Raw genomic sequence first — 22,116 nt, 5'->3', positions numbered from 1 at the left:
GGGCCCGCCTCGATCGTCACGCCTACGGTGCCGGCGCGAGGTGGGACAGCGGCTGTGTCAGCTGAGCGGGCCGGAAGGCGCCCGACGGCGTCCCCGCAGGTGCATGCCGAGCAGGCCGACGCCGAGGATGGCAGCGGCCAGCAGGCCGGTGGTCACGCCCGTCGAGAGCGTGGGACCACCGGTGTTGCCGGAGGCGAGGACCATGCCGTTCTGCGACTCCTGCTCAGTGGTGTTGCCCGCCGGAGCGGCGTTGGGCTTGCCCTTGGGCTTGTCCTTGCCCTTGTCCGCACCGGCCGGCGCGGGGACCGGGGTCTGGGCCAGCGCCTGCGACGCCTGGGCGAAGGTCTCCGGCGTCACGTCCGGGGCGTCGCCCTGCGTACGCCACTGCTTGAGCTGCTTCATGCCCTTGCAGGCCGAGGGGTAGCGGTCGCAGTAGCTGGTGGTGTTGCCGATGCTCTCGGACGAGAGGACCGCCTTGGCGATGGCCCGGGCGAGCGTGCTGGCGCCGGCGTTGAAGATGGCGTTGAGCTGGCGGCTGTCGGCCGGGTCGTTGATCTGGAGCGCCTCGCCCTTGCCGGTGGACACCGCGAACACGGTGTCACCGTCGCCGAGCGTGTGGATCGGGCTGATCGCGCGGGCCATGCCGTCGTGCGCGTTGCCGGACATGCGCTGGGCGGCGGCCTTCTCCAGCGGGGCGTTGGTGGCGACCACGGCGATCGTGGTGTTGGCCGGCTGCTCGGCGGCGGCGGCCGGCGGGGTCGGCGGGTTGCACTCCTTCTTCTTGGGAGCCTTGTACCCGGCGAACTCGTTGCCGATGCCGTACTTGACGCCGTACAGGGTGCAGTCGGCCGGGTCGACCGGGGAGCCGGCCGGGTTGACGATCACCATCGCGCCGACGTAGATGCCGTCGCCGAGGTGGACGCTCGCGGTGCCGACGCCGCCGCGCATGCCGCCGCCACGGGCGCCGGTGCCGCCGCCGACGCCGCCCTGGCGGACCGGACCGTCCGAGGTGGCCTGCGCCGCGAGGTAGCCCCACTCGGCGGACGTGCGCGCCTTCGGGTCGCCGCCGCGGCCGAGGTCGAAGATGTCCGCGGCCGGCACGATCGGGGCCACGCCGCCGGCGCCGACGCGTACGCCCTCGCCCCGGTCCTCCAGCCAGCGAATGATGCCGTTGGTGGCCGACAGCCCGTACATGCTGCTGCCGCCGAGCTGGATCGCGTTGACGCCCGGGTTGGAGTTGAGCGGGCTGAGCAGGTCGGTCTCCTTGGTGGCGGGGGCGCCACCACGCTGGTCCACACTCGCCACCGACATCTGCGGCATGTAGACGACCGAGGTGCCGGTCAGGTACGGAGCGATGTCGGACTGGACCTGACCGACCTGGATGCCGGGGACGTCGGTGATGGCGTTGTGGGCGCCCGGGGCGCCGGCGGCGGGGTTGGCCGACGCGGGCGACGCGACGAGCACGAGTCCCGGACAGACCAGGGCTGCCGCGGCGATCGCGGCGAATCTGGACGACTTCATGCAGCTTCTCCCATGTGAAGCGGTGCGACCTCCGCCCCGATCCGGGGCGGTCGATGCATTGGGCAACTGGTGGTCCCCCGTGGTACACGACGAGATGTGGGGGAGGCTACTGGTCAGACCAGTTGAAGGGAAGAGCCTGCTCAGCCAATGGCCGACTCGGATAACCCGAGGTCAGGCCACATCAGGCGGATTCAGAGCAATACGTCCACCATCGAGCGCCGCGCCTCCGGCACGTACTCGGCGTAGTAGCGGTGCAGTTCCTCGCGGGTCAGCCGGGTGACCTCTTCGGCCTCTCCGGCGCGCATCGCGTCGAGGACACGGCGGTGGTGGGCCAGCGTGCGCTCCATCAGCGCCTCACGGTCCGGAGCCTCGGCGAGCTTGGTGGAGATCAGGTCCAGCACCATGCTCCGGACCGCGTCGAGGCAGAGCACGAGCAACTCGTTGCCGGACAGCCGGGCGACGTGCTCGTGGAAGCGGACGTCGGCCGCGCTGAAGGATTCGTAGCCGTCGGCCATCGCATCCCGCATGCCCGCCAGCGCCTGCTCCAGTTCGTCCAACTCGGACGGTGACGCCATCCGGGCGGCGACCGAACCCGCAGCCGACTCGATGATCATCCGGAACTGGAGCAGCTCCGCCACGCCGAGCCGCCGGCTGTCCACGACCCGGGCGAACAGCTTGCGCATCGCCGAGGCGGTCGAGGCGATCACCTGCGGCCCGAGCGGGTCACCGGGGCGCGAACGGATCAGGCCGCTGCTCTCCAGCACGCGCAGCGCCTCACGCACGGTGGACCGGCTGACGTCGAACTGCGTCGTCAGCTCGCGCTCGCTCGGCAGCCGGTCCCCCGGCCGCAGATCCCCGGCGGCGATCCGCTCCTCGACCTGCCGGACGATCCCCTCGTACGCCCTCACGGTGCGCACTGGAGCGAACGAGACACCCTTGGGCATGGCGAACCTCCCGACGCACGGCGGCCTCGCGCCGCTGGGAACAACGGTACGGTGCATCGACCCGTCCGGTGGTCAGCCCCCGCCCGCCGCGACGAGTGCGCAGGCCGGGCGGCGGGTCACCGGCGCGACAGCCGCCCCGGCGCAGCGCGTCAGCTCGCGCCGATGGCCACGTCGTCGACCCGGATGTTGATCTCGGCGGCCCGCAGCCCGTACGCCTCGATCGCGGACGCCACCGCAGCCCGCACCTCGTTCGTCACCTGCGGCACCGGGTACCCGGCGTCGATCACGAGGACGAGGTTGACCACTGCCGACCCGTCGGTGACGTGCGCCGAGCAGCCGCGCCGCGCGTCCCCGACCTGGTCCAGCCCGACCCGGTCCAGCACGGCGTTGAAGAAGCGGGCGATGTCGCCGCCCAGCTCGGCCACCCCGGGCACCGACTTCGCGGCGGCCACCGCGATCTTCTCGACCACCTCGTCCGAGACCGAAGTGCTCCCGCCCGCGACCACGCCAGGCGGCACCGGCAGCTCCTGAGTAGCGTCATGCTCCACGCGCTCCACCCTCCCTCGTCCGGGGGAGCGTACATCGACCGTCGATCATGGAGTTGCGGCCCCGACAGAAGCCGCGAAGCAGGCGTTCCCGGGGCCGCAACTGCAAGATCAACGAGCCGGGGAGAGGGCGGCGGTGCGGTCAGGAGCCGAGCTGGGTCAGCAGCTCGTCGGCCGCCGCGTACGGATCGACGGCGCCCTCGGCCACCTTGGCCGCGAGCGTCGGGAGCTGCGTACCGTCGCGCAGTGAGCCGATCCGGGCGCGCAGCGCGCCCAGCGCGATCGCCTCGATCTCGGCGGCGGCCCGCGCCTCCCGGCGGCGGCGCAGCTCGCCGTGGCGCTCCAGCCAGTCGCGGTGCTTGTCGATCGCGGCGGCGATGTCGTCGATGCCCTCGCCACGGGCGGCGATCGACCGCACCACCTGCGGGCGCCACTCCCCCGGCCCGCGCTCGCCGAGCGCGATCATGCCCTGGATGTCGCGGACGGTGGCGTCCGCGCCGTCCCGGTCGGCCTTGTTGACCACGAAGACGTCGGCGATCTCCAGGATGCCGGCCTTGACCGCCTGGATCGCGTCGCCCATGCCCGGCGCGAGCAGCACGAGCGTGGTGTCGGCCAGCGAGGCCACCTCCACCTCGGCCTGCCCGACGCCGACGGTCTCGACGAGCACCACGTCGCAGCCCGCGCCCTCCAGCACGCGCACGGCCTGCGGCGTCGCCGCGGAGAGCCCGCCCAGGTGGCCCCGGCTGGACATCGAGCGGATGTAGACGCCCGGGTCGGTCGCGTGGTCCTGCATCCGGACCCGGTCACCGAGGATCGCGCCGCCGGTGAACGGGCTGGACGGGTCGATCGCCAGCACGCCGACCCGGTGACCGCGCGCCCGCAGCGCGCGTACCAGCTCGTTCGTGGTGGTCGACTTGCCCACGCCGGGCGAGCCGGTCAGGCCGACCACCTGGGCGTGCCCGGCGTACGGCGCGAGCGCCGCCGCGACCTGCGGCAGCACCTCGTCGCCGGACTCGACCAGCGTGATCAGCCGGGCCACCGCGCGGGGGTCGCCCGCGCGGGCCCGTTCCACCAGCATGGGTACGTCCCGGCTGCGGCGCACCGGCCCGGAGGCCGCCGCCGGGGCGTTCTGTGCATCGTTCAAGGTGATCAGCTCTCGGCGCCGTTCGGTACGTGGATGATCAGCGCGTCGCCCTGCCCGCCACCGCCGCAGAGCGCCGCCGCGCCGGTGCCGCCGCCGCGCCGCTTCAGCTCCATCGCGAGCGTGAGTACGAGGCGGGCGCCGGACATGCCGATCGGGTGGCCGAGCGCGATCGCGCCGCCGTTGACGTTGACCTTGTCGGCGCTGATCCCGAGGTCACGGGTGGACTGGATGCCCACCGCCGCGAACGCCTCGTTGATCTCGATGAGGTCGAGGTCCTCGATGCTCAGGCCGCCCTTCTTCAGGGCGTGGTTGATCGCGTTGGACGGCTGCGAGTGCAGGGAGTTGTCCGGGCCGGCCACGTTGCCGTGCGCGCCGATCTCGGCCAGCCAGGTCAGGCCCAGCTCCTTGGCCTTGGCCTTGCTCATCACGACCACGGCGGCGGCGCCGTCGGAGATCGGCGAGGAGCTGCCGGCGGTGATGGTGCCGTCCTTCGTGAAGGCGGGGCGCAGCTTCCCGAGCGACTCAGCGGTGGTGTCCGGGCGGATGCCCTCGTCCTCGCTGATCACCAGCGGGTCGCCCTTGCGCTGCGGGATGACCACCGGGGTGATCTCGTCGCCGAAGTGGCCGTTCTTCTGCGCGGCGGCGGCACGCTGGTGGCTGGCCGCGGAGAACGCGTCCTGCTCCTCGCGGGTGATGCCGTGCCTCGCGCCGTGCCGCTCGGTGGACTCGCCCATCGAGCAGCAGTCCCAGGCGTCGGTGAGACCGTCGAGGGCCATGTGGTCCTTGACCGTCACGTCGCCGTACTTGTAGCCGGAGCGCTGCCCGAGCAGCAGGTGCGGGGCGTTGGTCATGGACTCCATGCCGCCGGCCACCACGACGTCGAACTCACCGGCCCGGATGAGCTGGTCGGCGAGCGCGATCGCGTCCAGCCCGGAGAGGCAGACCTTGTTGATGGTCAGCGCCGGGGTGGACATCGGGATGCCGGCCTCGACGGCCGCCTGCCGGGCCGGGATCTGCCCGGCGCCGGCCTGGAGCACCTGCCCCATGATCACGTACTGGACCTGCTCGGGCGCGACGCCGGCGCGCTCCAGGGCCGCCTTGATCGCGATGCCACCGAGCCTGGTCGCGGGGAGGTCCTTGAGGTTGCCCAGCAGGCGCCCCATGGGGGTCCGCGCGCCGCTGACGATCACCGAAGCCATTGCCTGCCTCCGAGGGGGTGCCGACCTGTACGCCTTAACGATTGTTCGGTCAGACTAGCGTCATGGCTGAGAACTCCCCCGTCGAGCCCGCTGCCGAGTTTGTCACAGACATCGGCCTGCGCCGCATCGACCACGTCGGGATCGCCGTGGCCGACCTGGACGCCGCGATCGACTTCTACCAGCGCACGTTCGGGATGCGCTGCGTGCACACCGAGACCAACGACGAGCAGGGCGTACGCGAGGCGATGCTGGCGGTCGGGCCGGACGCCTCCGGCGGCATGGTGCAGCTGCTCGCCCCGCTCTCACCGGACACCACGATCGGCAAGTTCCTGGACAAGCGCGGTCCGGGCATCCAGCAGGTCGCGTACACGGTGGCGGACATCGACGTGGCCTGCGCGGCGCTGCGCGAGCGCGGCGTCCGGCTGCTCTACGACGCACCCCGGCGCGGCACGTCGAACTCCCGGGTCAACTTCGTGCACCCGAAGGACGCCGGCGGCGTGCTGATCGAGCTGGTCCAGCCGGCCTGACGCGCGTGGAGGGGGCCGGTCGCGGCCCCCTCCCGGCATGTGGGAACACGCGCGGCAGTGCGCACTTGCACGTTCCCACGGACACCTCCACGCATCGGTGGATGCAGTTTTTCACAGAGGGGTTCCCGCTTTAGCTACCGTTCAGTAACGTCCGCCCGAACAGCAGCGGCGACCGGTTGCCGAATGTGTCGATTGCCGACATGGCGGTCCCGTCGCACCGGCGCCGACGATGGCAGCACCCCTGCCCGCGTCGTGCGGGTGCGGACAAACGGGAGGTCACCGTGCAGGACATCCTCGAAGCGATCATGGCGGCGGAGGGTTCGTCGCAGCCGGAGCGGGAGCTCGCCGGCCTCGCCGGCCTGCCCGTGCCGGAGAGCTACCGGGGCGTGGTGGTGCGCGCCGAGGACACCCGCATGTTCGAGGGCATGGCCACCCGCGACAAGGACCCGCGCAAGGCGCTGCACGTGCAGGAGGTCCCCACCCCCGAGCTGGGCCCGGGTGAGGCGCTCGTCGCGGTGATGGCCAGCGCGATCAACTACAACACGGTGTGGACGAGCATCTTCGAGCCGCTGCCCACCTTCAAGTTCCTCCAGCGTTACGGCCGGCTCTCCGAGCTGACCCGCCGCCACGACCTGCCGTACCACGTGGTCGGCTCGGACGCCGCGGGCGTGGTGCTGCGTACCGGCCCGGGCGTGACCAAGTGGAAGGCCGGCGACGAGGTGGTGGCGCACTGCCTGTCGGTCGAGCTGGAGGACTCCGCCGGCCACGACGACACGATGCTCGACCCGCAGCAGCGGATCTGGGGCTTCGAGACCAACTTCGGCGGCCTGGCCGAGCTGGCAATCGTGAAGGCCAACCAGCTGATGCCGAAGCCGCGCCACCTGAGCTGGGAGGAGGCGGCCAGCCCGGGGCTGGTCAACTCCACCGCGTACCGGCAGCTCGTCTCGCACCACGGCGCGAACATGAAGCAGGGCGACGTGGTGCTGATCTGGGGCGCGTCCGGCGGCCTCGGCGGCTACGCCACCCAGATGGCGCTCAACGGCGGCGCGATCCCGGTGTGCGTGGTCTCCTCGCCGGAGAAGGCCGAGCTGTGCCGCAAGATGGGCGCCGAGCTGGTCATCGACCGCACCGCCGAGGGGTTCAAGTTCTGGAAGGACGAACAGACCCAGGACCAGGACGAGTGGCGCCGCTTCGGTGAGCGCATCCGCGAGCTGACCGGCGGCGAGGACCCGGACATCGTCTTCGAGCACCCGGGCCGGGAGACGTTCGGCGCCAGCGTCTACGTCGCCAAGAAGGGCGGCACGATCGTCACCTGCGCCTCCACCAGCGGCTTCAACCACCAGTACGACAACCGCTACCTGTGGATGCACCTCAAGCGGATCGTCGGCAGCCACTTCGCCAACTACCACGAGGCGTGGCAGGCCAACCGGCTGGTCGCGCTCGGCAAGGTGCACCCGACCGTGTCGAAGACGTACGCGCTGGAGCAGACCGGCCAGGCCGCGTACGAGGTGCACCGCAACGCGCACCAGGGCAAGGTCGGCGTGCGGTGCCTCGCCCCCGCCGACGGGCTCGGCGTCCGCGACACCGAGATGCGCTCGCGGCACGAAAGCGCGATCAACCGCTTCCGCGGTCACTGACCGTACGGTCGTCCCGGATTGCCTTTCCGGCCGACCCGGGCGCCATTCGACCGGCGTACGCACAAAGGGCCGCGGGTGCCGACCCGCGGCCCTTTTCGCGCCGCCTTCCCCGCAGAAGCCCGACCCGCCCCACCCGCCCGGGAGCTGCCAAGATCGCCAATTGGTCCGGTCTCACCGGACGGCGGAGTTGACCATGTAAACAGGACGCGAAAGGTGCCCACCGCTCTTGCGAACCACCCTGGGGCGTCTGCCAGTATGTCCCAATGCCCCAGCAGCAGTCCTCCCCTCTTGCGTTCTTCGATAACGCGAACTCACAGCCCGATTTCACCGTTGGCCTGCGTGGTTACAACACCAACCAGGTCGACGACTTCATCGGCCGCCTCAGCGCCGCCCTGAGCCAGTCCGAGCAGGCCCGCGCCGAGGCCGAGCAGCGGATGAACGACGCGCAGCGCCGCCTGCGGCAGGCCGAGCAGCGCCAGAGCGCGCTGGAGCAGAAGCTCACCGAGACCAACAAGCAGCTCGAGGAGAACAGCCGGCCGACCCTGTCCGGCCTGGGCACTCGCGTCGAGCAGATCCTGCGGCTGGCCGAGGAGCAGGCCAACGACCACCGCAACGAGGCCAAGCGCGAGTCGGAGGGCATCCTCTCCGCCGCCCGCCTCGAGGCGCGGGAGATCACCGACAAGGCGCGCGCCGAGGCCGCCGCCATGAAGGCGACCGCCGAGCGTGAGGCCGGCAGCGTCCGTACCGCCGCCGAGCGGGAGGCCGCCGAGGTCCGCGTGCAGGCCCGCCGCGAGGCCGACACGCTGCGCGCCGACGCCGACCGCGAGACCAAGCAGCTGCGTACGGTCACCGCGCACGAGGTGGCCGAGCTGAAGTCGACTGTCGAGCGCGAGGTCGCCACGCTGCGCGCCACCGCCGAGCGGGAGATCACCCAGCAGCGGGCCAAGGCCGCCCGGGAGGCCGAGGAGAAGCGGGCCGAGGCGACCAAGCTGCTCACCGACGCGCGCGACAAGCGCGACAAGGACCTCCAGGCCCTGGAGCTCCAGCTCGCCGAGCGGCGGGAGAAGGCCGAGCGCGAGGAGTCGGAGCGGCACGCCGCCCAGGTCGCGCAGACCCAGAAGCTGGTGAACGAGGCCGAGCAGCGGGCCCGGGCCGCGCAGGAGCGGGCCAAGGAGATCGAGCAGCGGGCCGAGGCCCGGCGGGTCGAGTCCGAGCGCACCGCCAACGAGACCGTCGACAAGGCCAAGGCGCTGGCCGACAAGACGCTCAACGAGGCGCGTGCCGAGGCGCAGCGGGTGCTCAACGAGGCCCGCACCGAGGCCGAGCTGACCACGCAGGCGGCCCGCCGCGAGGTCGAGGACCTCACCCGCCAGAAGGACGCGGTCACCTCGCAGCTCGGGCAGATGCTGTCCGGCCTGGCCGGCATCGTGCCGGGCGTGCCGGCCGGCGGCAAGGCCGAGACGCCGAAGGCGGACGCCTCCGGCCAGAAGGTGACGGCCGAGTCGGCCGGCTGATCGGACACCCGCTGTCGGGGGCATGAGCCACGGCGCGGGGTGACGCCGGGTGACCGGTGTCGCCCCGCGCCGTCATGCTTGTGCGGCCCGTTTCGCCAGGAGGGTGAAGTAGCTCCCAGAAGGGGCGTCCGTATCGCCCCAGCAGAGCCGGATGCGTGTGAGGATGGGGGCATGTCGCACGGCGAGGAACTGTTCGCGCTCGGCGGGGACGTGACGACGGAGCCCAGCTTCGAGTCCGCCCTGCGGGGGTACGAGAAACGGCAGGTCGACCGCTACGTCGCTCGCGCGGAGCACGAGATCGCGGCGTTGACCACCGAGCGGGAACAGGCGTACACCCAGATCCACAAGCTGGCCGGTCAGGTCGAGGTGCTCCAGCGCGACCTGGCCCAGGTGCGCAAGCAGGCGGCGGTGGTGGACCGGGCGTCGTTCCGGCACCTGGGTCCGCGCGTCGAGCAGATCCTCACCATGGCCGAGGAGCAGGCCGACGACATCCTGGCCGCCGCCAACGAGGAGATCGAGGCCCGCCGCGCCGCCGCCGAGCACATCGTCGAGGAGGCCCGGGAGCAGGCCGCCCAGGCGCTCAAGGACTTCGAGATCGCGCTGGCCGCCCGCCGGGCCGAGGAGGAGCGGCACACCGCCGCCCGCAAGGCCGAGGCCGAGGCCACGCTCAAGGCCGCCAAGGACGAGTCCGCGCAGCTGCGCAAGGCCGCGCAGGACGAGTCGACGAAGCTGCGGACGGCCGCGCAGGACGAGGCCGAGAAGCTGCGCCGGACCGCCCAGGACGCGCTGGCGAAGGCCCAGCAGGAGGCCACCCAGCTCCGCGACACCGCCAAGGAGATCCACGCCCGGGCCCAGCAGGAGGCCGCGCGGCTGCGGGAGTCGGCCAAGGAGGCGCTGGCCAAGGCCCAGCAGGAGGCGAGCCAGCTCCGCGAGGCGGCCAAGGAGGTGCACGCCAAGGGCCAGCAGGAGGCCAAGCGGCTCACCGACGCCGCCGCCGAGGCCGGCCGGGCCACGCACGCCAAGGCACTGGCCGAGGCCAAGAAGATCGTGGACGACGCGGAGGAGGCCGCCAAGGCCACCCGCGGCCGGGCCCGCACCGAGGCCAACCGGCTCACCACCGAGGCCGCCGAGGCCGGCAAGCGCAACCGCGCCGAGGTCGAGGCGTACGTGCAACGCATGCGCACCGAGACCGAGGCGTACGTGCAGCAGTCCCGCGCGCAGACCCAGCAGGAGCTGGGTGCCTGGCGGGCCGGGGTGGAGAAGGAGGTCGCCGAGCGGCGGGACAGCGCGGAGAAGGAGCTGGCCCAGCGCCGGGCCGCCGCCGAGCAGGAGTTCGCCAAGCGCCGCGACGAGCTGGACAAGCATCACGCCAAGCGGCAGGAGGAGCTGGAGCAGGCGTACACCACGCGGCGCGACGAGATCGAGCGCACCGCCGCCGACGTCCGGCAGGCTGCCGAGGCCGACGCGCTGAGCATGCGGCAGCAGGCCGAGCTGGAGGCCGCCGAGCTGCTGCGCCGCGCCGAAGCGGACGCCACCGCGCAGCGCCGCAAGGCCGACGAGCACGTCGCGGCCTCGCGCCGCCAGTTCGAGGAGTACGCGGCCACGACGCAGCAGCACCTCGCCACCACGCAGCAGCACCTGGCCGCCACCCAGCAGGAGGTGGCCGCCGGCCGGCAGCAGCTCGCCGGGGTGATGCTGGAGATCGCCAAGGCCCAGCAGGAACTGGCCGACCTGCGCACCGAGACCTGGAAGTCGCGGCAGGAGTCCGACGACCTGCAACGACGGCTCGCCGATCTGCGGCGCGACGCCGACTCGGCCGGGATCGCGGCCACCCCGGTCGACCCGGACGACCTCGCCGCCGCCTCCACCGGCCGGTTTACGGGCGACGGCACGCCGGCGGGCGAGGGCACGCCGGTCACCAGCGGCGCGGAGAGCGCCGGTGACACCCCGGCCGGCGGCGGCGCGCCGGTGACTGCGAAGGGCACCGCCACCGCGGTCCCCAACGGCGCCGGGCCGGCCAGGGGTGACGGCGAGTCCGCCGACGCGGGCACGGCGAAGCCGGTCGGCGAGCCGGTGACCACGATGGACTCCCCCGCCGGCGCGGGCGTCGACGGGGAACCCACTGTGGCCGCCGTACCGGGCGAGGGTGGCCGGGGCGCCACCCCGACGAAGATCACCAGCACCGGTGAGAACGGCAAGCGCCCGACCAAGCCGACCACCGACGAGCGCAGCGCGAAGCCCAGCACCGTCACCGTCGACAAGGACTGACCCGCACCGCTCCGCCCGAGTGGCGGTGTCCCACCCGCCCGGACCACACCACGCCCCCGAACCGGCGAGTGCCGGGCCGGGTGAGGGCGGTGGAAAGCGGTGGCGGGATGGTCGGGGCGTATGGCGGCGACTACTCTGCGGGCAGAGGGTCGCACCGCCGCCAGGGGTCGGCCGTGGACGTCACCGGCGAGCGAGCCGGGCTGCGGGGAGGCACGGGTGTCGCAGGAGGGCTCCGCCGCCCGGGACGACGAGGCCGCGACGGGGGACGCGAACGCCACCGGCTCCCCCGCCGCGAGCGCGACGCCCGAAGGCCCCGGCGCCGCGAAACCGTCCGGCGCCGGCCCGGACGCCGCGAGGAGCACGGGCGAGCGGGCGGCTGGCGTGGACGTCGAGCCGGGTGAGTTCGAGCCGAGCGGGCGCTTCGGCGTACCGGGGCGGCCACTGCGGCGCAGCGCCTTCCTGATCGGGTTCACCGGCGCGCTCGGCGTGCTGCTGGCGTACGCGCTGTTCCTGGGCATCCGGAACGCCGCGGGCATCCTGGTGCTCGTGGTGATCGCGCTGTTCCTCGCGGTCGGCCTGCACCCGGCGGTGGTCCGGCTGCGCAAGTGGGGCGTGCCGCGCGGCCTGGCCGTGGCGGTGGTGACGCTCACCCTGCTGCTGCTGATCGTCGCCGGTCTGCTGGCGCTGGTGCCGCCGGTGGTGACCCAGTCCGGCCAGTTCGTCCAGCAGCTACCCGGCTACGTCGAGGAGCTGCGCCGCAACCCCACTGTCAACGACCTGGTGATCCGGTACGACGTGATGGAGCGGGTCCAGGCGGCGGCGAACGCGGACACCATCGGGCGGGCGCTCGGCGGCGTCCTCGGCGGCGCACAACTGATCTTCGGGACGATCTTCCGCCTGCTCACCGTGCTGGTGCTGACGATCTACTTCCTGGCCTACTTCGACCGGCTGCGCGAACTCGGGTACGCGCTGGTGCCGCGCTCGCGCCGGCAGCGGGTCCGGCTGATCGGCGACGAGATCCTCACCCGGGTCGGCGCGTACATGGTCGGCGCGCTCGCCATCGCGGTGCTGGCCGGGGTGACCACGTTCGTGTTCGCGCTGGCGGTCGGCCTGCCGTACCCGTTCGCGCTGGCGGTGGTGGTCGCGGTGACCGACCTGATCCCGCAGATCGGCGCGACGCTCGGCGCGGTGGTGGTGACGCTCGTCGGGCTCGCCACGGACCTGCCCGTGGGCATCGCCTGCCTGGTGTTCTTCGTGCTCTACCAGCAGGTGGAGAACTACCTGATCTATCCGAAGATCATGCGCCGGGCGGTGTCGGTCAACGAGGTGGCCGCGTTGCTCGCCGCGTTGCTCGGCGTGGCGCTGCTGGGCGTGGTGGGCGCGCTCATCGCGATCCCCACCGTGGCCGCGTTGCAGCTGATCCTGCGCGAGGTGGTGCTGCCCCGCCAGGACGCCCGCTGAGCCGCTACTCGGCGCGCCGCTGGGCCGGGCCGGGCACCGGGGTGTCGGCGAACGCGGCGACCGTGCGGTCGGCGTACGCGCTGGCGTCGCCGGTCTCCATCGGGCCGTCCCAGGTCGTCGGCAGCGGCAGCGGTACGCCGGGGGCGACCCGCCGGACGATCTCGTCCAGCACCTTCTCCGCGTCGCCGACCCAGAGGTGCTTGGCGCCGTCCACACCGACGACCTCGGCCTGCGGCACGGCGGCGAACCGTTCCCGGGCCTCCTCCGGGCGCAGGTAGTCGTCGAACTCGGGGACCAGGGCGGTCAGCGGCTTGCCCGTCTCGGCCCAGACCGCCAGGTCCTCCGGCGCGGAGTAGCGCAGCGGCGGGGAGAGCAGGATCGCGCCGGCCACCGCCGGGTCGCAGCCGTACTTCAGCGCCAGGTCGGTGCCGAACGACCAGCCGACCAGCCAGATGTTCGGCAGCTCGTGGAACTCGGCGTACTCGATCGCGGCGGCCACGTCGAACTTCTCGCCGACCGCGCCGTCGAACGCGCCCTCGCTGGTGCCGCGGACGCTGGCGGTGCCCCGCGTGTTGAACCGGAGCACGGCGAGCCCGGCCAGCGCGGGCAGCCGCCAGGCCGCCTTGCGGAACACGTGGCTGTCCATCATCCCGCCGTGGGTGGGCAGCGGGTGCAGGCAGACCAGCGTGGCGGCCGGTTCGCGGTCCAGCGGCCGGGCCAGCTCGCCGACGAGCGTCAGCCCGTCGGCCGTGTGCAGCTCGATGTCCTCCCGGCGGCCGGGCAGGATCGACGACGCGCGAATCGGAGTGCTCACGCCTGCCAGTCTCCCGCGTCGGCGGCCCCGCCGCCCAGCGGGACGGGAACCGGGTGATCCAGATCGCTCAGCCGTAGCGCGGGGCGCCCCGGCCGCGCTGGAGGTTCGGTCCGCGCCGGTCCCGGGCCCGCCAGCAGCCGGAGTGCCAGTGCCGGCGGTCGGTCAGGTCACCCCGGTCGTCGGCGGGCCAGGCCACCAGGTGCGCCACGCCCGGCCGGATCTCCTGGTCACAGCCGGGACAGCGGTACGTCTTGACGGACGCGCCACCGCTGATCGCGCGTATCTGCCAGTCGCCGTCGCGCCACTGCTGCACGGTCGGCACGCCGTGGCGGGCACGCTCGGCGTCCAGGCCGGGGCCTTCGTCCCGGCGGGCCCGATTTCGACGGGGACTCACGATCCCAGCCTACGGCCCCTCCCCACCTCACCGCCGGTGCCCCGAAACCGAGCGATCTTGGTACGGATACGCCCTTCCACGGGCCGTTCCGTACCAAGATCTCGGCTCGTGAGTGGCCGATCAGGGCCAGGTCTGCGGACGGGTGAGGTCCGTCGCCACCTTCGCCCCGGCGAGCACCGCCGCCGCGTCGGTCTCGGTGAAATCCACCTGGCCCGCGGGTCGGTCGCCCGGGAAAGGCCAGGCGAAGTCGACTGTCAACCGCACCTTGGGCAGGCCGATCAGTTCGAGCCGCGTGCCGTCCGGATAGAGGAAACCCGGGCGGCCACCCAGGTCGCGGTTGCTGCTGCGGCCCGTGTCCTCCCCCATCTCCGCCCCGTACACCAGCCGCATCCACATGGTCGAGGAGGGTGCCCGGACGACGGTGAGCTGCGCCGTGACGCCCTTCGGGAAGGCGGCCACGTCCACCGAGCATGCCGTCACCGCCGCGTTCGCCGGCAGCGTGGTCAGCCGGACCGGCCCGGTGCATCGCCGGGCTTCCTCCCAGCGCACCAGGCCGGCCACCCGGTCCAGGGCGGCCACGTCACCGCGAAGCGTGGCCGCCCGGGCGTAGAGGCCGGGGAAAGGCTGCCACGACTTGACCAGACCGTCCGTACCGGCGACGCGCAGCACGCCACCGTCGAAGTTCAGCCTGCCGCTGACGGCCTGCACCGGGAAGCCTTCGATCGGGGTGTCGTCGAGGGTCTTCGCCACCGGGCTCACCTCGAGCAGGACCGGGTGTCCGTCACCGACGCTGAACCGGATCGACTCGACCCGGTTGGAGCTGTGGACGGACCAGCCCAGATAGCGGGCCCGGCTGCTGTCCAGGCTCAGGTGCAGCACCTGCGGATCGCTGCCGACCAGGTCGGGGCGGTCGCGCGCGGCGGGAACCCCGTCGGCGGGCGGCGGCACCGGGGGTGGCGCCGTCGCCGGCGTCGCGGCCGTCCAGGGCATCCGCCCGGCCAGCCCGCCCACGTCCGCGCGTATCGCGCCGGTGAAGCCGAGCACGCCGACCAGGGCGAGCGCGGTGCCGGCGGTGGCCCGGCGGCGCACCTGCCGGCGTCGGCCGAGCGTGCGCGAACCGCGCAACAGGCGTGCGGTGTCGATCTCCCCTTCGGCGTGCTCCCGCAGCACCGAGGCGATCCGCTGGTCGAGGTCGGTCACGGCCGGCTCCCCTTGGTCATCGGGACGCCGCAGCGCTCCCGGAGGTGGGCGAGCGCCCGCATCGCGTGGGTGCGGACGGTGACCGGGGAGCAGTCGAGGATCTGGGCGATCGTGGCGTCGTCCAGGTCCTCGTAGTAGCGCAGCACCAGCACGGCGCGCTGGCGGTCCGGGAGGGCGCGGATCAGCCGCCACATCTCGTCCCGGTCGGCCGCCTCGCCACCGAGGTCGCCGCGCTGGGGCCGGTCGGCGAACGTGTCCACCGCCAGCTCGCGGCTGGACCGGCGCCGCCACCAGGACGTGTTCGCGTTGACGAGCATCCGGCGCACGTACACGTCGGGCCGGTCGACCCGGGCGATCCTCCGCCAGTGCACGTACGCGCGCGCCAGCACGTCCTGGGTCAGGTCCTCGGCGCGGTGCGCGTCACCGGTCAGCAGCCGGGCCAGACGCAACAGCGCCGGGCCGCGGCTGCCGACGTACTCCTCGAATGTCACACCCCGAAGACGCCGTCACCGGGCCCGGCTGTTGACAGCGGTCAGCGCCGGGTGTGGTCGCGGAACCCGCGGCCGGACTTGCGGCCCAGGTAGCCGGCCGTGACCAGGTGCTCCAGCAGCGGCGCCGGGGCGAAGCCGGGCTCGCGCAGCTCCAGGTACAGCTCCCGCTGGATGGCCAGCGAGACGTCCAGGCCGACCACGTCGAGCAGCTCGAACGGGCCCATCGGGTAGCCGCAGCCGAGCTTCATCGCGTAGTCGATGTCGTCGGCCGTCGAGTAGCTGGCCTCCAGCATCTTCACCGCGTCGTTCAGGTACGGGAACAGCAGCGCGTTGACGATGAACCCGGACCGGTCGCCGCAGACCACACCGGTCTTGCCGAGCTTCGCGCAGACCGCGCGGGCGGTGGCCGACGTCTCGGCGGAGGTACGGATGGTCTGCACGATCTCCACCAGCGGCATGATCGGCGCCGGGTTGAAGAAGTGCAGGCCGACCACGTCGGCGGGGCGCTGGGTCGCCATCGCCACGTCGATCACCGGCAGCGACGAGGTGGTGGTGGCGAGCACGACGCCGGGCTTGCAGATCTCGTCGAGGCTGGCGAACAGCGCCTTCTTGACGCTCAGCTCCTCGATCACGGCCTCGACCACCAGGTCCACGTCGGCCAGGTGCTCCAGCGTCGCGGACCAGGTGATCCGGCCGAGCGCGGCGTCCCGGTCGGTCTCGCTGAGCTTGCCGCGCACCACGCCCTTGTTCAGCGAGGTCTTGACCGCCTCGCAGACCTTCGCGGACTTCTCCGCGCCCCGGGTCACCGAGACGACCTCGTACCCGGCCTTGGCGAACACCTCGATGATGCCGGTGGCCATGGTGCCGGAGCCGACCACGCCGACCTTCGCGATGGCGCGGGCGCCGTCGGCGAGCGCGGCGTCCGCGGCGAGCGGCGTGTACTCGTCGGGTACGACCTTCGGCGAGCCCGGCCGCTCGTAGGTGTAGAAGCCGCGACCGGACTTGCGGCCCAGCAGACCGGCGGTGACCATCTGCTTGAGCAGCGGGGCCGGGGCGTGCCGGCGGTCCCGGCCGCCGCGCCGGTACATGGTGTCCAGGATCTCGTACGCGGTGTCCAGGCCGATCAGGTCCATCAGCGCGAGCGGGCCCATCGGCAGGCCGCAGCCGAGCTTCATCGCGGCGTCGATGTCCTCGCGCGTGGCGTAGCGGGCCTCGAACATGCCGACCGCGTGGTTCAGGTAGCCGAACAGCAGCGCGTTGGCGATGAAGCCGGCCCGGTCGCTGATCGTCACGTCGACCTTGCCGAGCCGCTCGCAGAGCGCCTCCACGTCGGCGACCACGTCGGCGGAGGTGACCACCGTGCGGACCACCTCGACCAGCTTCATCACCGGGGCCGGGTTGAAGAAGTGGATGCCGATGACCTGGTTGGGCCGGGTGGTGGCGACGGAGATCTCGGTGACGCTCAGCGAGGACGTGTTGGTGGCGAGAATCGCCTCGGGCTTGCAGACCCGGTCCAGCTCGGCGAAGATCCGCTGCTTGAGGTCCAGGTGCTCGGGCACCGCCTCGATCACCAGGTCCACGTCGTGCAGCGCGTCCAGCCCGACCCGGAAGTCGACCCGCGCCATCAGGGCGTCCCGCTCGGCCTCGGCCAGCTTGCCCTTGGCGACGGCCCGGTCGGTGGAGCCGGTGAGCGTGGCCCGGCCGCGCTCCAGCGCCGCGTCGGAGATCTCGACGGCTGTGACGTCGAGGCCGTTGCGGGCGAACACCTCCACGATGCCGGCACCCATGGTGCCCAGACCCACCACGCCCACCCTGGTGAACTCCCGCGCCACGACCGGCCTCCCCTGGCTCGACTCCGCCGTCCGCGACATGAACGGCCGCTAAGGTTATGCGCCGGAGTCTGCCACGTGACGCTGTGTTGTCGAGACGCCGTGGGATATTTCACGCACGGCGCCTCACCCGGTGGCGTTCTCCCCGGCCAGCGCCAGCAGTTCGGCGACGAACTCCGCCGGCCGTTCCAGGTGCGGGCTGTGCCCGCAGCCGGGCAGCACCACCTCCCGGTACGTCCCGCCGGCCGCCGCGTACCGGTCCAGCACCGCGCGGGTCTGCCCCACCATCGGCTGCGGCGGGCACTCCCCGGCGCCGGGCCAGCCGGGCACCACACCGAGCTGACCGAGGTACGCCAGGTCGAACAGCGAGGTGTCCGAGACGATCACGTCGGCGTCGCCGCGTACCCAGGTCACCGGCGGCTTGACCGGCACGGCCACCAGCTCGTCGGCGAGCCGGAAGTGGGCCGGGGCGAGCGCGTTGAGCACGCCGCGCCGCCCGGCGGCGGTCCCCGGCCAGTGGGCCGAGGCGACTGCGGTGCCCGGGTAGTTGTCGTCCCCGGTGGCGGTGGTCAGCATGCTCTCCAGCAGCAGGTCCTCGTCGTCACCCAGTGACGCCGGGTCGGCCACGTACGCGGCGCGCAGCACCGCACGCGGGCTGGTCGGTCCGTCCGCGCTCCGGTCACCGGCGGCGAGCCGGGCCACGAAGTCCGGGTTCGCGCCACCGGCGCCGGTGCCGGCGAAGTCGGGCGTGGTGGGGGTGCCGTCGAGATCCCGGGTGCCGCCGAAGCCGTACGGGGACACCGGCGCCTCCAGCAGCAGCCCGGCCACCCGCTCGGGGTGGCCGACGAGCAGCCCCATCGCCACCCCGCCGCCGAGCGAGTGCCCGACCACCACCGGCCGGGCGCCGGGCGCGAACAGCCCCGGTGCGTCCAGCAGCGCGGCCACGTCGTCGGCGAAGTCGTCCAGCCCTCGGGTGGCGTCGACCGGCGCGGTGTCGGTCTCGCCGTAGCCGCGCAGGTCGGGGGCGACCACCCGCAGCGTGTCCGGCAGCCGGGCCAGCAGCGGTTCCCAGAACGCGGAGGAGGAGACGTTGCCGTGCACCAGCAGCACCGGTACGCCGTCCGGCGGACCGGCCACGCGGACCGCCTGGGTGATGCCGTTGGCCTGGACGGTGAGCCGTGCGCTGCGCATCCGCGCATGCTGGCACGCGCCCCCGCCCCCGCACCATGTCCCCCACCGCCACACCGCCCACCCCGAACGTGGCGCGCACCCCCGCCTCGCCGAACCGCACGCACGCAACACCCCCCTCTCACCGGTCGATCATGAAAGCCCTCACCCGCCCGCCGGTCCCGTCGCGGCGGTGATCAAGGAGTTTGCGTCACCGCGGGAGCCGTTTTCGTACCCAAGCTCCTTGATCACCGCGAGTGGGCGGGCAGGGAGGGGCGCCGGGAAGGCGGCGGGTGCCGGGGCTCGCGGTCAGGCGCTGGGCTTGGCGCGCGGGCTGAGGCGCCCGCCGGGCTGAGGCGCGGGTCGGTGCGACGTCCGGGGGCAGCGGGGGCGTGAGGGCTCAGCGGGCGCCGGGAATCAGCGGCCCCGGAACTCGCCGCGACCTCGGGGCACAGCGGGTGCGGCAAGTCAGCCGGCCTCGCGGGCTCGATGTGGCCTGGAGTGCCAGCGGGTGCCGGCACCCAGCGGACCCAAGGGGGCCGGCGGGTGCGGAGGGCTAGCGGGCGTCGGCCGGCTGGGCCTCGCGGGCCTCGATCGGCTGGCGCGGCCCGGGGACGGGCAGCGGCAGGGTGGGGCGCTGGTCACGGCGCAGCGCGCCGAAGCTCATCCCGACCGGGTCGGTCCGGGCCACGCCCGGGTCGTAGAGGCGCAGGTCGGTGCGGCCCAGCCGGACCACGTCGCCGTCGGCGATCGCCACGCTGCCGGTGACCCGGGTGTCGTTGAGCCAAGTGCCGTTGGTCGAGCCGAGGTCGGTGAGCATCACCCCTTCCGGGGTGGCCCGGACGGTGGCGTGCCGGCGGCTCAGGTGCGGGTCGGCGAGCACGATGTCGGCGGTCGGCGCGCGGCCGATCACCTGCGCGTCCTGGCCGACCCGGAACGTGAGCCCCCGCATCGCCCCGCCGGACACCGTCAGCAACGGCATCAGCTCAGGATGCTCCTCCATGGACAGTCGACCTCCACCCCACATCGCCCCGCGGCGTCAGCCTGCCACCCCACCGTAGTGGCTTGCACCACCGCGCGGTCACCCCCGCGACCCCGGCCGGTCATCTCCCGTTCGCCGTTTCGGACGGCACTTCCGTCGATGCGACGGCTGATCGTCCGCGCAGCGTACGGCGCGTTCGACACCTACCGGTGAGTAATGCTCGGGTCTAGACTTCGGCCATGACCGCTGTACACGTGCCGGGCGCCCCGCTCATCTCCGAGGGTCTGCTGGTGTCGACCAGCCCGGCCACCGGCGCCGAGGCAGGCAGATTCCCGCTGGCCGCCGAGGCGGACGTACGTGCCGCGGTCGACCGCGCCCGGGAGGCCGGCGACTGGTGGGCCGGGCTCGGCTTCGCCGGTCGGCGGGACCGCCTCCAGCGCTGGCGCGGCGTGCTCGCCCGGCGGATCGAGGAGCTGGCCGACCTGATGCACACCGAGGGCGGCAAGCCGGTCGGTGACGCGGTGGTGGAGATCCTCACCGCGCTGGAGCACATCGACTGGGCGGCCCGCAACGCCCGGCGGGTGCTCGGGCCGCGCCGGGTCCGCTCCCGCCTGATCCTCGCCGAGTTCACCGGTCACCTCGAATACCAGCCGTACGGCGTGGTCGGGGTGATCGGCCCGTGGAACTACCCGGTCTTCACGCCGATCGGCTCCGCCGCGTACGCGCTCGCGGCCGGCAACGCCGTGGTGTTCAAGCCGAGCGAGTACACCCCGGCGGTCGGTCAGTGGCTGGTCGACCGGTTCGCCGAGGTGGTGCCGGAGCAGCCGGTGTTCCAGGTGGTGCACGGGTTCGGCGCGGTCGGCGCCGCGCTGTGCCGCTCCGGGGTCGGCAAGGTGGCGTTCACCGGCTCGACAGCGACCGCGAAGCGGGTGATGGCCGCCTGCGCCGAGTCGCTCACGCCGGTGCTGCTGGAGGCCGGAGGCAAGGACGCGATGATCGTGGACACGGACGCCGACCTGGACGCCGCGGCGGAGGCGTGCGTGTGGGGCGGCCTCACCAACGCCGGCCAGACGTGCATCGGCATCGAGCGGGTCTACGCGGTCGACCAGGTCTTCGACGCCTTCGTGGACAAGGTGGTGGCGAAGGCCGGGCGGCTCACCGTGGGCGCCGACGGGTCCGACCTCGGCCCGATCACCATGCCGTCGCAGATCGACGTCATCCGCCGGCACATCGACGACGCGATCGACCGGGGCGGCCGTGCGGTGCTGGGCGGCCCGGAGGCGGTCCAGCCGCCGTACGTGCACCCGACGGTCCTGGTCGACGTGCCGGAGGACTCGGCCGCCGTGCAGGAGGAGACGTTCGGGCCGACGCTCGTGGTCAACCGCGTCCACGACGTGGACGAGGCGGTCGAGCGGGCCAACGCACTGCCGTACGGGCTCGGGGGTTCGGTCTTCGGCCGGGCGCGGGCGGTGGCGGTGGCGCGGCGGCTGCGTTCCGGGATGGCCTCGGTCAACTCGGCGCTGACGTTCGCCGGCATGTCGACGTTGCCGTTCGGCGGCACCGGCGAGTCCGGCTTCGGCCGCATCCACGGCGAGGAGGGGCTGCGCGAGTTCGGCCGGCCCAAGTCGGTGACCCGCCGCCGAGCCCGGTCGCTGCTGCCGGCGATGACGTTCGAGCGCACCCCGGCCGACGTCGCCCGCATCGTCAAGATCGCCAAGCTGATGTACGGCCGGGGCCGCTGAGGCAGCGCCTCAGAACAGCGTCAGCTCGTCGCGTTCGATGCCGCGCAGCTTGTCGTAGTCGACCACCACGCAGCGGATGCCCCGGTCGGTGGCGAGCACCCGGGCCTGCGGCTTGATCTCCTGTGCGGCGAACACGCCGGTGACCGGCGCGAGCAGCGGATCGCGGTTCATCAGCTCCAGGTAGCGGGTGAGCTGCTCCACGCCGTCGATCTCGCCGCGCCGCTTCACCTCGACCGCCACCGCGGCGCCCGCGGCGTCCCGGCAGAGCAGGTCGACCGGCCCGATCGCGGTCATGTACTCGCGCCGGACCAGCGTGTAGCCCTCCCCCAGCGTCGCCGGGTTCGCGGCGAGCAGCTCCTGCAGGTGCGCCTCGACGCCGTCCTTGCGCAGGCCCGGGTCCACGCCCAGCTCGTACGAGGTGTCCTGGAAGATCTCCTCCAGGGTGATGCGCAGCTCCTCGCCGGCCTTGTTCACCACCCGCCAGACACCGGGGGCCTCCTCCAGCCGGCATGGCGGGCTCATCCAGTTCAACGGCTTGTAGGCCCGGTCGTCGGCGTGGATCGACACCGACCCGTCCGCCTTCACCATCAGCAACCGGGTCGCCGGGGGCAGGTGGGCCGAGAGCCGTCCGACATAGTCCACCGAGCACTTCGCAATGACCAACCGCACCCGCCGAGGGTAGCCGAGGCCCCGGCGGACGCCGACGAGCGCCACTGGCGTACCGGTGCCATATTGAG

Annotated in this window: 19 protein-coding genes; 6 read left to right on the top strand and 13 right to left on the bottom strand. The window is 73.0% G+C overall.

Annotated features, from left to right (window positions below; all coding sequences use genetic code 11):
- Positions 1-57: 57 nt before the first annotated feature.
- The 5 genes from V6U82_RS18410 to V6U82_RS18390 all read right to left on the bottom strand — a co-directional run bounded on the left by V6U82_RS18410 (position 58) and on the right by V6U82_RS18390 (position 5,353).
- A complete protein-coding gene (locus V6U82_RS18410; protein ID WP_334462794.1) occupies positions 58-1,521 on the bottom strand; it encodes a P1 family peptidase in 1,464 nt (487 codons plus the stop codon).
- 191 nt (positions 1,522-1,712) lie between these two features.
- Entirely contained in the window at positions 1,713-2,429 is a 717-nt protein-coding gene (locus V6U82_RS18405; protein WP_258544664.1) for a FadR/GntR family transcriptional regulator, read from the bottom strand.
- 185 nt (positions 2,430-2,614) lie between these two features.
- Positions 2,615-3,013 carry an Asp23/Gls24 family envelope stress response protein gene (locus V6U82_RS18400; RefSeq protein ID WP_128136500.1) on the bottom strand — a complete coding sequence of 133 codons (399 nt, stop codon included), beginning with the start codon at positions 3,011-3,013 and terminating at the stop codon, positions 2,615-2,617.
- A 139-nt stretch (positions 3,014-3,152) separates the two neighbouring features.
- Positions 3,153-4,154, bottom strand: coding sequence for a methylmalonyl Co-A mutase-associated GTPase MeaB (gene meaB / locus V6U82_RS18395; protein ID WP_128136499.1), 1,002 nt, complete (start codon positions 4,152-4,154; stop codon positions 3,153-3,155).
- Between the two features lie 5 nt (positions 4,155-4,159).
- Positions 4,160-5,353 carry an acetyl-CoA C-acetyltransferase gene (locus V6U82_RS18390; protein ID WP_128136498.1) on the bottom strand — a complete coding sequence of 398 codons (1,194 nt, stop codon included), beginning with the start codon at positions 5,351-5,353 and terminating at the stop codon, positions 4,160-4,162.
- A gap of 62 nt (positions 5,354-5,415) precedes the next feature.
- Between V6U82_RS18390 and mce the strand changes: the two genes are divergently transcribed.
- The 5 genes from mce to V6U82_RS18365 all read left to right on the top strand — a co-directional run bounded on the left by mce (position 5,416) and on the right by V6U82_RS18365 (position 12,760).
- Complete coding sequence (gene mce, locus V6U82_RS18385) at positions 5,416-5,880, top strand: methylmalonyl-CoA epimerase (RefSeq protein ID WP_120573410.1); 465 nt, start codon at positions 5,416-5,418, stop codon at positions 5,878-5,880.
- A gap of 281 nt (positions 5,881-6,161) precedes the next feature.
- A complete protein-coding gene (gene ccrA / locus V6U82_RS18380) occupies positions 6,162-7,517 on the top strand; it encodes a crotonyl-CoA carboxylase/reductase (RefSeq protein ID WP_334462786.1) in 1,356 nt (451 codons plus the stop codon).
- Between the two features lie 263 nt (positions 7,518-7,780).
- Positions 7,781-9,031 carry a DivIVA domain-containing protein gene (locus V6U82_RS18375; protein WP_013475376.1) on the top strand — a complete coding sequence of 417 codons (1,251 nt, stop codon included), beginning with the start codon at positions 7,781-7,783 and terminating at the stop codon, positions 9,029-9,031.
- 171 nt (positions 9,032-9,202) lie between these two features.
- Positions 9,203-11,299: a hypothetical protein gene (locus V6U82_RS18370; protein WP_334462779.1), complete on the top strand. Its 2,097-nt coding sequence runs from the start codon at positions 9,203-9,205 to the stop codon at positions 11,297-11,299.
- A 216-nt stretch (positions 11,300-11,515) separates the two neighbouring features.
- Positions 11,516-12,760, top strand: a complete 1,245-nt coding sequence (locus tag V6U82_RS18365; protein ID WP_442933446.1) for an AI-2E family transporter — start codon at positions 11,516-11,518, stop codon at positions 12,758-12,760.
- A 4-nt stretch (positions 12,761-12,764) separates the two neighbouring features.
- Here V6U82_RS18365 and V6U82_RS18360 read toward each other — a convergent pair whose 3' ends face one another.
- From V6U82_RS18360 to V6U82_RS18330, 7 genes are all read right to left on the bottom strand, one after another.
- Entirely contained in the window at positions 12,765-13,574 is an 810-nt protein-coding gene (locus V6U82_RS18360) for an alpha/beta hydrolase (RefSeq protein ID WP_128137348.1), read from the bottom strand.
- Positions 13,575-13,641: 67 nt separating this feature from the next.
- Positions 13,642-13,968, bottom strand: a complete 327-nt coding sequence (locus V6U82_RS18355) for a hypothetical protein (RefSeq protein ID WP_128137347.1) — start codon at positions 13,966-13,968, stop codon at positions 13,642-13,644.
- A gap of 120 nt (positions 13,969-14,088) precedes the next feature.
- A complete protein-coding gene (locus V6U82_RS18350; protein ID WP_334462775.1) occupies positions 14,089-15,168 on the bottom strand; it encodes a hypothetical protein in 1,080 nt (359 codons plus the stop codon).
- The gene (locus V6U82_RS18345) at positions 15,165-15,659 is read right to left on the bottom strand and encodes a SigE family RNA polymerase sigma factor (RefSeq protein ID WP_128137345.1); all 495 of its coding nucleotides are present in this window, start codon (positions 15,657-15,659) and stop codon (positions 15,165-15,167) included. Before V6U82_RS18345 ends, V6U82_RS18350 begins: the two co-directional genes overlap by 4 nt.
- Before the next feature lie 41 nt (positions 15,660-15,700).
- Positions 15,701-17,491, bottom strand: a complete 1,791-nt coding sequence (locus tag V6U82_RS18340) for a 3-hydroxyacyl-CoA dehydrogenase family protein (protein WP_128137349.1) — start codon at positions 17,489-17,491, stop codon at positions 15,701-15,703.
- Positions 17,492-17,614: 123 nt separating this feature from the next.
- The gene (locus tag V6U82_RS18335; RefSeq protein ID WP_334462770.1) at positions 17,615-18,679 is read right to left on the bottom strand and encodes an alpha/beta fold hydrolase; all 1,065 of its coding nucleotides are present in this window, start codon (positions 18,677-18,679) and stop codon (positions 17,615-17,617) included.
- Between the two features lie 532 nt (positions 18,680-19,211).
- Positions 19,212-19,658 carry an FHA domain-containing protein gene (locus V6U82_RS18330; RefSeq protein ID WP_120573401.1) on the bottom strand — a complete coding sequence of 149 codons (447 nt, stop codon included), beginning with the start codon at positions 19,656-19,658 and terminating at the stop codon, positions 19,212-19,214.
- Between the two features lie 218 nt (positions 19,659-19,876).
- Between V6U82_RS18330 and V6U82_RS18325 the strand changes: the two genes are divergently transcribed.
- Entirely contained in the window at positions 19,877-21,379 is a 1,503-nt protein-coding gene (locus V6U82_RS18325) for an aldehyde dehydrogenase family protein (RefSeq protein ID WP_128137343.1), read from the top strand.
- A 9-nt stretch (positions 21,380-21,388) separates the two neighbouring features.
- Here V6U82_RS18325 and nucS read toward each other — a convergent pair whose 3' ends face one another.
- On the bottom strand, positions 21,389-22,048 hold the full coding sequence (gene nucS, locus V6U82_RS18320; RefSeq protein WP_128137342.1) for an endonuclease NucS: 660 nt from the start codon (positions 22,046-22,048) through the stop codon (positions 21,389-21,391).
- Positions 22,049-22,116 lie beyond the last annotated feature (68 nt).

The organism is Micromonospora sp. CPCC 205554 (genome assembly GCF_036902745.1).
GTDB classification, from domain to species: Bacteria; Actinomycetota; Actinomycetes; order Mycobacteriales; family Micromonosporaceae; genus Micromonospora; species Micromonospora tulbaghiae.
Note: the sequence above shows the minus strand (reverse complement) of the source record. Positions and strands in the feature narration are given on the sequence as shown.